An 11,032-nucleotide genomic window follows, 5' to 3' on the forward strand; every position below is an offset into this window, starting at 1 on the left:
AAGCATTTTTTGTTTTGAATTGTATTACGCTTTTTATACTTTCAGCACTAATATTTTCGATTTCCGTTGATAGTTGTATAAACCTTGTTTTGCCATCGGCAGAGATTCTACCCCCACTTCCACAAAACCTTGTTCTCTGAACCAATGCAAGCTGTGTGTGGTGAGAACAAACAGTTTATCAATCCCTTTTTGCTTGGTTTGTTGGCGCATATGGTTAAGTAATAATGCCCCACGATCACCATCGCGATAATCAGGATGAATTGCGACACACGCCATTTCCGCCATTTTATCATCAACATAAGGATAAAGTGCTGCGCAGCCAATGATCAGGCTGTCTTTTTCTATAATCGTGAATTGATGGATCTCTTGCTCTAATTGTTCTCTTGAACGGCGAACGAGAATGCCTTGTTCTTCTAATGGCTGGATTAAATCTAAAATGCCACCAATGTCATTGATCTCTGCATTTCTGGTTTGTTCGGCACTCGCCATAACGATTTGTGTACCAATACCATCAAATGAAAATAATTCTTGTAGTAGTGCGCCATCTTCTTTGTAACTGACGAGGTGACAACGAGGCACTCCCGCACGACAAGCTGTGATCGCCCCGCGTAAAAAGCGAAATGTGCCACTAGAGTGACCATTTTCTATGTCCGGTTGCGCTTCCATATCTTGTACGATTTTCTCTGCGCTGCTTGGAAATAGTTCTGGGATCACTCGGTTATGTTCATCGATGATGCCTTGCTCAGAACAAAAGCCAATCAACTTGTCAGCCTTGAGTCGAATCGCGACTTGGGTTGCCACATCTTCGTACATCAGATTAAAACTTTCACCAGTAACCGAGCTGGCAATTGGACCTAATAATACAATTGATCCCATGTCCAACATGCGATTAATCGCGGCGTGATCAATTCGGCGCACCTTACCACTGTGGCAATAATCGACACCATCGTCGACACCAAGAGGTTGGGCAATAATAAAATTACCACTGGCGACATTGAGTTGCGTACCTTGCATGGGCGTATTTCGCAAGCTCATAGAAAGCCTTGCAGTAATGGCGAGTTGCAGTTGACCAGCCGCTTGCATTGCAATGCCAAGAGCATCTTCATTGGTGACGCGGATCCCTTTGTGGTAAGACGATTCACAATGATGTTTAGATAGATTGAGATTGATTTGTGGTCGAGCGCCGTACACCAAAACAATCCGAACGCCTAAGCTGTGCAGCAATGCAATATCATTAATAATGTTATCAAAGTTACTTTCGCTAAATGCTTCACCGCCGAGCATGATCACCATGGTTTTTCCACGATGAGCGTTAACGTAAGGGGCGGACTGACGGAATCCTTTCACTAATGCAGTACTGCGCATTTTAATACAACCTTATTGATTATTTATATCAAAATAATGACTAAAAATTCACTATTCCGCAATCATTATTTTTAACTAATGTGAGGTGTTAGTGAGTTGATTTTGGTTGCTTATGAATACTTTGTGGCAATGACATTGTGATGACAGATGAGTTAACAAAGTAAATAAAATGTTGGTAAATATTTCAGAGTATTGTGGCGCTAGTGTAATTTTGTCATGCTGCATGCCAACTCTTGAGTTAACTCATTTTACGGTGATTTTTGTGCTTAAACTTTTTTCGTTTTCTGATGTATTCCCTTTTTCATTGCCTTCTTGGTTAGTAACAAAGCGTTATGCAAAATTGACCTTAATGTGCAGTGCTGTTTCCGTTATGTTCGGTTGTGCTAATCCAACCGACCGAGGCCAGCAGTATCTAGATGGTGATTTACCGTCAACCTTAACCTCGGCAGATAATGTCGACTCGGATACTTCACGCGATTACACCACGTTTGCGGCTCAAGCTGAGGAGGTAGAAAAAAAATCCCCTTCTTTAAAAGCTAAGTATCATAATTTGTATGCACAATTAAATGTGTGGGCGCAAGAAAGTGGCGATCCTAATGAGTTAGCGAAATACGGGGTTAATTTTAATCAATTAGGCGGGGCTGATAAAAAAGGTAATATTTTATTTACTGGTTATTTTTCACCAGTGATTGAGATGCGCCACACTCCCGATCATCTGTTCAAATACCCCGTGTATGGAAAGCCTCAATGTGGCGCTGTGTGCCCAACTCGTGCACAGATTTATGATGGTGCATTAGAAGATAAAGGGCTAGTGCTTGGTTACGCATCCAATATGATTGATCCATTTTTGATGGAAGTGCAGGGCAGTGGTTTTGTGCATTATGCTGATAACGATGATCTTGAGTATTTTGCCTATGGTGGGAAAAACAACCATCCTTATGTCAGCATTGGTCGAGTGTTGATTGATCGTGGCATTATTCCAAAAGAAAAAATGTCGATGAAGGCGATAAAAGATTGGGTGGCGAAAAGTGATCCTGCCACAGTGAAAGAATTGCTAGAACAAAATCCATCGTATGTATTCTTTGATCGCCAACCAGGTGCGCAAGTGGCGGGTTCGGCAGGTATTCCCCTCTTACCAATGGCATCGGTAGCCGGTGACCGTAGTATTTTTCCTATGGGAACCCCAATCCTTGCCGAAGTGCCATTATTGGATGCGAATGGGAAGTGGACAGGTGTGCATATTATGAAGCTGATGATCGTGCTTGATACTGGCGGGGCAGTGAAAGGTGGTCATTTAGATTTGTATCACGGAATGGGCGCTCGAGCAGGAATTGCCGCTGGTCATTATCGTCATTTCGGTCGAGTGTGGAAGTTGGATTTAACTGCGCCCCCATTGCAAATCCCAGCAAACTAAAGTTAACCGCTAGAATTTATAGTTAACATTATTATTCAAATATCAGAACCGATGAAAAAGTGTGTATTATACCAATCACACTAATTAACTGGTCAGAAATTGCGAAGAAAAAAGCTTTGATAACAAGGCAAAATTTTTCGTTAAGTAGTTATTCTACAAACAAAAATTTTAACGCAGGTATCGAAGTTTTTAACAAGCAATAATGATCAGGAAATTAGTACGATTGGTATTAGCCTTAAGATAGGTATAATGCGCGCTCTTTTTTTATTCTCTGCTCCCTCTTGTTCGAGTACATAAAGGCTCCATTATGAAAACACTGCAACCAGCATCTGACAGTTATAACCAACGATTTGGTGGTACTCGCCATTTGTATGGCTATAGCGAAGTCGATATTCTGCGCGCTGCACATGTGTGTGTGATTGGGATTGGTGGTGTGGGATCGTGGGCGGTGGAAGCCTTAGTGCGTACAGGTATTGGGCATTTAACCCTCATTGATATGGATGATGTGTGCGTGACCAATATTAACCGACAAATTCATGCGATGACTGGCACAGTAGGGCAGAGCAAAATAGAAGTGATGGCTGAGCGAGTAAAGCTGATTAATCCAGAATGTGAAGTGGCATTAATTGATGACTTTATTACGCCAGAGAATATTGCTGACTATATTTCAAAAGATTTCGATTACGTGCTAGATGCGATTGATAGTTTGAAGCCGAAAGCCGCATTATTAGCTTATTGCCGCAGTAATAAAATCAAAGTGATCACCATAGGCGGCGCGGGTGGACAAGTGGATCCTACCCAAATCAAAGTCGCGGATTTATCGAAAACCGTGCAAGATCCACTGGCTAAAAAGCTTAAAGATACGTTACGTCGTTTTCATAATTTTAGTAAAAATCCACAGCGTAAATTTGGTATTGATTGTGTGTTCTCAACCGAGCAACTGAAATATCCACAACCGGATGGCAGTGTATGTGGGGTTAAATCGACGGCAGAAGGACCAAAGCGTATGGATTGCGCCAATGGTTTTGGCGCGGCAACCGTGGTTACCGCCAGTTTTGGGTTTGTGGCAGTGGCGAAAATCGTTGAGAAGATTCTTTTAAAAGCAAAGAATAAAGAATAGAGCTGAGTACGCTTTGCTCTCGATCCGAAAAGCTTAAAAACGTTTTCAGTGAACATTTTTTCAACACTTAATTGTTAACTTGTTATTTATAAGGTTAAAAGTCCGTCATCCTGAAAACGACGAAGGAGTGCAGTTCAGGATCTCCTACAGCCGTTCGGGTCTCGACGCGAGGTTGGATCTTCAAACAGCTTGTCTCTCACTTTGGAATAACAATGTTTAACTCGGCTGAAACCCTTCGTCTGCGCGGGTTGGTGATTCTGCAGCCGTGCGTGCTAAATCATCACATATTTCATTTTCACGGTGTCCCGCATGACCTTTAACCCATTTCCATTCAACTTCATGGCGAGCTGTTTCGGTGTCTAGTGCTTTCCATAAATCGACATTTTTCACTGGTTTCTTAGCCGAAGTTTGCCAGTTTTTTTTCTTCCAACCATGGATCCATTGAGTGATCCCTTGACGAACATATTGGCTATCAGTGGTTAAAGTGACCTTGCATGGTTCTTTTAACGATTTTAATGCCACCACTGCTGCCATCATTTCCATACGGTTATTGGTCGTTTGTTGAAATCCTTCCGATAAATACTTTTCTTGTTCTTTATAACGTAGAACGATGCCGTAACCGCCTGGGCCAGGATTGCCTAAACAAGAACCATCTGTGAAAATCTCAACGTGTTTCGTTATCATTTGGTATGATTACCTTAATTTTTTACTGGGGCTTAAAACCCTCATAGTTTTACATAGAGTTTATTATGAATACCAGTACCAATTCATCACATGACCGCATCATTGTTCTGGATACCGAAACCACCGGTATGAACCGTGAAGGTGGGCCAGTTTATATGGGGCATCGGATCATTGAGATTGGTGCGGTCGAAATTATTGATCGCAAGCTGACCGGTAAGCATTTCCATTGCTACATAAAGCCTGATCGCCTAAGTGATCCTGAAGCAATTGGCGTACACGGTATTACCGATGAATTTTTGGTTGGAAAGCCAGAATATAAAGCGATTCACCAAGAGTTTATTGATTTCATTCGTGGCGCTGAACTGGTCGCGCATAATGCTCCGTTTGATACGGGATTTATGGATTATGAATTCAAACTCAATGGTAGCAATGAAAAAACCGCGGATTTGTGCAAGGTTACCGATACCTTGGCAATGGCGAAAAAAATCTTCCCCGGTAAACGAAATAATCTAGATATTTTATGTGATCGTTACGGTATTGATAATTCTCATCGTACCTTGCACGGCGCTTTGCTCGATGCTGAGATTCTAGCCGATGTTTATCTGCTGATGACCGGCGGACAAACTAGCATGCAATTTAATGCTGGTCAGTCTAAAGATGGTGGCGTGGGGGAAACCATTCGTCGCGTTTCTTCTGATCGGGTGTTGAAAGTATTAAAAGCCAGTGATGAAGAACAAGAACAACATGAAGAACGTTTAGATTTAGTGGCCAAAAAAGGCGCTTGTTTGTGGCGTGAAACGGTCATTAAAGATTAAAAACTGAATAATAAAATAAATAAGGTAAGTATGATGAACCCAATTATTGCCCTGTTAAAAGAAAACAATATTAGTGATGCACAGATCTGCGAGTTATTTGAAACCATGACTCAAAACCCACTGGCGGCAATGGCAACCATTAGTCAGTTAGGCCTACCGCAAGAGCAACTGCAATTATTGATGGGACAGGTGATGCAAAATCCTGCTTTGATTAAAGAAGCTGTTGATGAGCTTGGGTTAGATTTCTCAAAAGTTGAAGCGGCGAAAGCACAACTACAAAAGTAAATCTATCTACATAAAATTAAGTTAATGGTCGCGACAGGGTTTGAATAAAACACCTTTCGCGACCTTTTTTTGATCTTGGTTTATGGTGTTTCAGTGTGGTGTAATCCTTCAAGCGTATCGCAATGACATAGCGTATATCAGGACAAATAAGCAGAAAATTAAAGATGCTCTGTGTAACGAATAAATATGAATGATCCAATAATAAATGTCATCCTGTTACCGTTTTAGATCACCCACAACGAACCCAGTTTTACCCTAATCATGAGTTAGGTTTATATTTGTCGTTGTGTTTACAATGTTTATTAAGGAGATATCGTGGAAATCTGGAAATTACTTTTTTTTATACCGGTTTGCTTTGCATTAAATATGACGCCGGGACCTAAAAATCTTCTCGCTATGAATAATGCGCGCTGCTACGGCTTTCAGTCTGCATTGATTGCTAGTTTGGGCCGAATCACGGCGTTTTCAGTCATGATTACTCTAACTGCTTCAGGCTTGGCGGTTGTGCTTTATGCCTCTGAAACTCTATTTTTGACGATAAAGATCGTGGGTGCCGCGTATTTGCTCTGGATCGCGTTCAATCTTTGGCGCTCAGAAGCCAGTCCAATATTAGAAATTGACAGTATTCGAAATCGTTTTGGTTTGGCAAAGCAGGAGTTTGTTCTAGCGGCGGGTAATCCTAAAGCAATTTTAATATTTACCGCTTTTCTCCCACAGTTTGTCGATGCTTCTGCCAATGCCACCGAACAGTTTTTCATACTGGGTAGTACATTTCTAGTATTGGAAATGGTAGCAATTTCTATTTATGCGGTATTTGGTTTATATCTCAGGCAGTGGTTTGCTAAGCCTAAAATGGCAAAGCGATTTAATCGAACTTGTGCGATTTTTTTGACAGTGTCTGGAGCTAATTTGTTACTTAGCGAGCAGCAATAAATTAATAAATATCTGTAATGAAAAGGCTTGGTTTGAGGGGGAATGTGACGAGTCGATATAAATTCTTAAAATCATACTCATAAATCGATTTTCCTAATAGGAAAGCACAGCGGTAATTCGCTGTGCTTTATGTTTAGTCTCTTTTATGGGACTTAACTTTTATGCCACTTGACTCATGTCTTTACTTTGCTTTTTTACCATTAGCTCGCTTGGATCAAAGTCATCCACATTGATGGTTTCTAGACGGACGATTTCAGCATCGCGTAATACTTGCGCTTCCTCTTCCGTAATCCAGTTATTTTCCAAACCAAGTTCGGCTACTTTATCGAGTTGTGTGAATGGTCGACGTTTCTCAGCTTTTTTACAAATAGCATCGAAAATTGGTTCGGCTTTAAGGATGGTTTCTAAAGCTAATTCAATTTTCCCAGCAGGATTATGTTCTGTTGGAGCGAGGTATTGATTACGACCAATACGAGAGCGCGTAGCCGATGGCGTTTGTAATATCTGTGCCACTTGGTTGTCCAGTTTGTCGCTTGGTGCGGTGCGAACCGTTCCTAATGGTAATATCAGTATACGCAACATCATTGCCGCGCTACGTGATGGGAAGTTACGCAGTAGTTCTGCAATCGCTTCTTCAGCTTGGCGTAGGCTATCTTGCACACTCCAATGCACCAAAGGCAAATCAGCTTCTTGGTAGCCTTCCATCTCAAAACGTTTTAATGTCGCTGAACTTAGATATAACTGGCTGAGTACGTCACCTAGACGTGCCGATAGACGTTCTTTACGTTTAAGCGAACCGCCTAGAACGGCCATAGAAACATCCGATAATAACGCCATGTTGGCACTGTAGCGATTCAGTTTTTGGTAATACGGTTTTATTTGAGCGCGCGTCTGTGCTGTCATATTTGAATCGGTCGGTGCATTTGAACCACGACCATCAGTGATCCCAAGCCACAAGCTGCGGACTGCGTTGCTCATGCTAAATCCAACATGACCAAATAAAGCTTTGTCAAAACGAGCTAAGGCATTGCGTTCAGTGGAGTGAGCCGCTTCCATCTCTTCAAGCACATAAGGATGACAACGGATCGCGCCTTGACCATAAATGATCATTGAGCGAGTTAAAATATTGGCGCCTTCTACCGTCACAGCAATAGGCGAGCCTTGATAACCACGTGCTAAGAAGTTAGCTGGGCCGAGGCAAACGCCTTTACCGCCTGCAATATCCATCGCATCAATTAAGCAGCGTTGACCACGATGAGTACAATGGTATTTTACAATGGCAGAAATAACCGATGGCTTCTCCCCAAGATCAATACCGGCAACGGTTAATTGACTGGCTGCATCCATCATATAAGCGTTACCTGCTAGGCGCGCTAATGGTTCTTCAATGCCTTCCATGTGTCCAATTGGTTGTTTAAATTGGCGACGAATTCGAGCGTAAGCTCCCGTTGCCAGTGCTGCGCTTTTGGTTCCGCCTGTCGAGTTTGAAGGCAAAGTGATGCCACGACCCACCGATAAACATTCTACTAGCATGCGCCATCCTTGACCTGCCATCGCTGGGCCACCGATGATAAAATCTAAAGGCACAAAAATATTGTCGCCTTGAGTAGGGCCATTTTGGAAAGGAACGTTCAGCGGGAAGTGACGTCGACCAATTTTAACGCCTTCCATATTGGTTGGGATTAAGGCACAAGTGATGCCGATATCTTTCTTATCATTACCAGAATTGTCTTTAATGCCGAGTAACCCATCAGGATCTTGTAATTTAAACGCTAGCCCTAATACGGTTGCCACGGGGGCAAGAGTAATGTAACGCTTATTCCATGTTAGGTTCATACCCAACACTTCTTTGCCTTCCCATTGGCCTTTACACACAATGCCGTAATCTGGGATCGCGCCTGCATCTGAGCCTGCTTCTGGGCTAGTTAAGGCAAAACATGGAATTTCTTTGCCTTCAGCAAGGCGAGGTAAGTAGTGATCTTGTTGCTCTTTTGTACCGTAATGTTGTAATAATTCACCTGGGCCTAAAGAATTTGGCACGCCGACAGTTGAGGACAATACGCCAGAGACGCCAGTCAATTTTTGCAAAACGATCGATTGTGCATAAGCTGAAAACTCTAAACCGCCATATTTTTTCTTGATGATCATCGCGAAGAATTTATGATCTTTAAGGTATTGCCAAATCTCTGGTGGTAAGTCTGCTAATTCATGAGTGATTTCAAAATCATTGGCCATTTTACACACTTCATTCACTGGACCATCAATGAAGGCTTGTTCTTCAGCACTGAGTTGCGGTGCTTTGATATCGTTAAGTTTTTTCCAATCTGGTTTGCCTTTAAATAATTCGGCTTCCCACCATACGGTACCCGCATCAATGGCTTCTTTTTCAGTTTGTGACATGGCGGGTAATATTTTACGAAATACCGTTAATGTTGGTTTACTGAATAAACGACGACGGACGCTTGGAATCGCAATGAACCCACAAGCAATAACATATAAGCCAAATAAAATAGGTGTCGTCTGTGTTATCAGGGTGGCTACTGCAAAAATAGCGCCGATAACCACTAAAGTAATAAGTTGTGACGTGCGATGATAAAGACAAATGCCAAGTGCAATAAAGGCGAGGATAAGGGAGAGCAGGATAGACATGGTTATATTCCTTAATTTGTAATGAGTTCAGCCATGAGTGATAGCTTAATTCTTAAGTGGTCGTACCAGATTGTTCATTGTAATAGTCTTGTTGATAAAATGTAAAATAGCAATGTGGTTGAAAAGTGATCTCAAGCATAAAATAATTTGTTACTGATGCTTTTGTTCATTATAAGTAAAAAAGTGTGGCTTTGTGTCGCAGGCTTTTCGCTTTATAGGTACACTCAAGTTAAGAAAAATAATCGATTGAGCTAAAGCCATTCCTCTTTTTTAAAAGAGATTTAAGAAAGGATAATAAATATGTATCAAGATCTGATCCGAAGTGAATTGACAGAAGCGGCTGATGTATTAAATAAATTTTTAAACGATGACCATAATCTAAGCCAAATTGAAGCGGCAGCAAAAATGATTGCAGACTCATTTAAGCAAGGTGGTAAGGTCTTGTCTTGTGGTAATGGCGGCTCACATTGTGATGCGATGCATTTTGCGGAAGAGCTAACGGGTCGTTACCGCGAAAATCGTCCTGGTTATCCAGGCATTGCGATTTCAGATCCAAGTCATCTGTCTTGTGTGAGTAATGATTTTGGTTATGAATATGTTTTTTCTCGCTATTTAGAAGCGGTTGGCTCTAAAGGTGACGTCGTATTTGGTCTGTCGACTTCTGGTAATTCAGGTAATATTTTAAAAGCAATGGAAGCGGCTAAAGAAAAAGGCATGAAGACCATTGCATTGACCGGTAAAGATGGCGGTAAAATGGCGGGTATCGCGGATATTGAAATTCGAGTTCCACACTTTGGTTATGCTGATCGCATTCAAGAAATTCATATCAAAATCATTCATATTGTGATCCAATTGATTGAGAAAGAGATGGAAAAATAAGGAATACTGCCATGTGTGAATTGCTTGGCATGAGCGCTAATGTCCCAACGGATATTTGTTTTAGCTTTACTGGACTCATTCAGCGAGGGGGCAAAACTGGCCCTCATCGTGATGGCTGGGGGATCACCTTTTATGAAGGCAAAGGTTGTCGTAATTTTAAAGATCCTAATCCGAGTTGTCATTCAAAAATTGCCGAATTAGTACAAAGCTATCCGATTAAAAGTTGCGCGGTGATCAGCCATATTCGTCAAGCTAATCGTGGTGAGGTTAATTTAGAAAATACTCATCCTTTTACGCGTGAGCTATGGGGTAAGAATTGGACTTTTGCCCATAATGGTCAACTAACGGGTTATGATAATTTATTTACAGGTCGGCATCGTCCGATTGGTGAAACCGACAGTGAGAAATCGTTTTGTTGGTTATTAAAACAGTTAGAAGATAAATACCCAGAACCACCTCATTCTAGCGTTATGCCTGAAGTGTTTCAGTTTATTGCTAAATGCTGTGATGAACTAAAGCAATTAGGCGTATTTAATATGCTATTGAGCGATGGTGAATTTGTGATGATGTATTGCTCTAATAATTTACATTGGATCACACGACGTGCTCCATTTGGTAAGGCGACTTTAATTGACGAAGAAGTGTCGATCGACTTTCAGGAAGAAACCACGCCCAATGATGTAGTGTCAGTCATTGCGACTCAGCCGCTGACGGATAACGAACGTTGGCACAAAATGAAGCCGAGTGAATATGGTGTATTTCAGTTTGGTGAGTTGATTATGGATAACAGCTTAGATCTGATCGATGTGCCATTTTCAGAGTAAAGTACTCCATGCGCTGGTGGGCATATTTAATAGCAATCGTATTAATTTATGGTTAGTTAATTAA

At 41.6% G+C, this 11,032-nt stretch carries 10 protein-coding genes; 7 read left to right on the forward strand and 3 right to left on the reverse strand.

Annotation, left to right across the window (positions count from 1 at the left end):
* Positions 1-33: 33 nt before the first annotated feature.
* Complete coding sequence (gene argA, locus FH976_RS10515; RefSeq protein WP_194090819.1) at positions 34-1,371, reverse strand: amino-acid N-acetyltransferase; 1,338 nt, start codon at positions 1,369-1,371, stop codon at positions 34-36.
* A 298-nt stretch (positions 1,372-1,669) separates the two neighbouring features.
* Here argA and mltA point away from each other — a divergent pair, with 298 nt between their 5' ends.
* Positions 1,670-2,779, forward strand: a complete 1,110-nt coding sequence (gene mltA / locus FH976_RS10520; RefSeq protein WP_267463544.1) for a murein transglycosylase A — start codon at positions 1,670-1,672, stop codon at positions 2,777-2,779.
* A 307-nt stretch (positions 2,780-3,086) separates the two neighbouring features.
* Positions 3,087-3,899 (forward strand): tRNA cyclic N6-threonylcarbamoyladenosine(37) synthase TcdA, encoded by an 813-nt coding sequence (tcdA, locus tag FH976_RS10525; RefSeq protein WP_194090809.1) that lies wholly within the window; start codon positions 3,087-3,089, stop codon positions 3,897-3,899.
* Positions 3,900-4,115: 216 nt separating this feature from the next.
* On the opposite strand, the gene rnhA is transcribed toward tcdA, so the two are convergent.
* Entirely contained in the window at positions 4,116-4,580 is a 465-nt protein-coding gene (gene rnhA, locus FH976_RS10530; RefSeq protein WP_194090821.1) for a ribonuclease HI, read from the reverse strand.
* Between the two features lie 68 nt (positions 4,581-4,648).
* Here rnhA and dnaQ point away from each other — a divergent pair, with 68 nt between their 5' ends.
* From dnaQ to FH976_RS10545, 3 genes are all read left to right on the forward strand, one after another.
* Positions 4,649-5,398 carry a DNA polymerase III subunit epsilon gene (dnaQ, locus tag FH976_RS10535; protein WP_194090811.1) on the forward strand — a complete coding sequence of 250 codons (750 nt, stop codon included), beginning with the start codon at positions 4,649-4,651 and terminating at the stop codon, positions 5,396-5,398.
* Positions 5,399-5,431: 33 nt separating this feature from the next.
* The gene (locus FH976_RS10540; RefSeq protein WP_194090822.1) at positions 5,432-5,683 is read left to right on the forward strand and encodes a DUF2999 family protein; all 252 of its coding nucleotides are present in this window, start codon (positions 5,432-5,434) and stop codon (positions 5,681-5,683) included.
* A 315-nt stretch (positions 5,684-5,998) separates the two neighbouring features.
* A complete protein-coding gene (locus FH976_RS10545; RefSeq protein ID WP_194090812.1) occupies positions 5,999-6,616 on the forward strand; it encodes a LysE family translocator in 618 nt (205 codons plus the stop codon).
* Between the two features lie 159 nt (positions 6,617-6,775).
* On the opposite strand, the gene fadE is transcribed toward FH976_RS10545, so the two are convergent.
* Entirely contained in the window at positions 6,776-9,265 is a 2,490-nt protein-coding gene (gene fadE, locus FH976_RS10550) for an acyl-CoA dehydrogenase FadE (protein WP_194090814.1), read from the reverse strand.
* A 300-nt stretch (positions 9,266-9,565) separates the two neighbouring features.
* Here fadE and lpcA point away from each other — a divergent pair, with 300 nt between their 5' ends.
* A complete protein-coding gene (lpcA, locus tag FH976_RS10555) occupies positions 9,566-10,144 on the forward strand; it encodes a D-sedoheptulose 7-phosphate isomerase (RefSeq protein ID WP_194090815.1) in 579 nt (192 codons plus the stop codon).
* An 11-nt stretch (positions 10,145-10,155) separates the two neighbouring features.
* Positions 10,156-10,968: a class II glutamine amidotransferase gene (locus FH976_RS10560; RefSeq protein WP_194090816.1), complete on the forward strand. Its 813-nt coding sequence runs from the start codon at positions 10,156-10,158 to the stop codon at positions 10,966-10,968.
* Positions 10,969-11,032 lie beyond the last annotated feature (64 nt).

Origin of the sequence: Vibrio hibernica (genome assembly GCF_015223435.1) — a bacterium.
Classification (GTDB): Bacteria; Pseudomonadota; Gammaproteobacteria; order Enterobacterales; family Vibrionaceae; genus Vibrio; species Vibrio hibernica.

Bases quoted from the DNA above. Each gene is read 5' to 3' on its own strand.
- dnaQ (WP_194090811.1), top strand. From the start codon at position 4,649: ATGAATACCAGTACCAATTCATCACATGACCGCATCATTGTTCTGGAT.
- FH976_RS10560 (WP_194090816.1), top strand. From the start codon at position 10,156: ATGTGTGAATTGCTTGGCATGAGCGCTAATGTCCCAACGGATATTTGT.
- fadE (WP_194090814.1), bottom strand. From the start codon at position 9,265: ATGTCTATCCTGCTCTCCCTTATCCTCGCCTTTATTGCACTTGGCATT.
- FH976_RS10540 (WP_194090822.1), top strand. From the start codon at position 5,432: ATGAACCCAATTATTGCCCTGTTAAAAGAAAACAATATTAGTGATGCA.
- lpcA (WP_194090815.1), top strand. From the start codon at position 9,566: ATGTATCAAGATCTGATCCGAAGTGAATTGACAGAAGCGGCTGATGTA.
- tcdA (WP_194090809.1), top strand. From the start codon at position 3,087: ATGAAAACACTGCAACCAGCATCTGACAGTTATAACCAACGATTTGGT.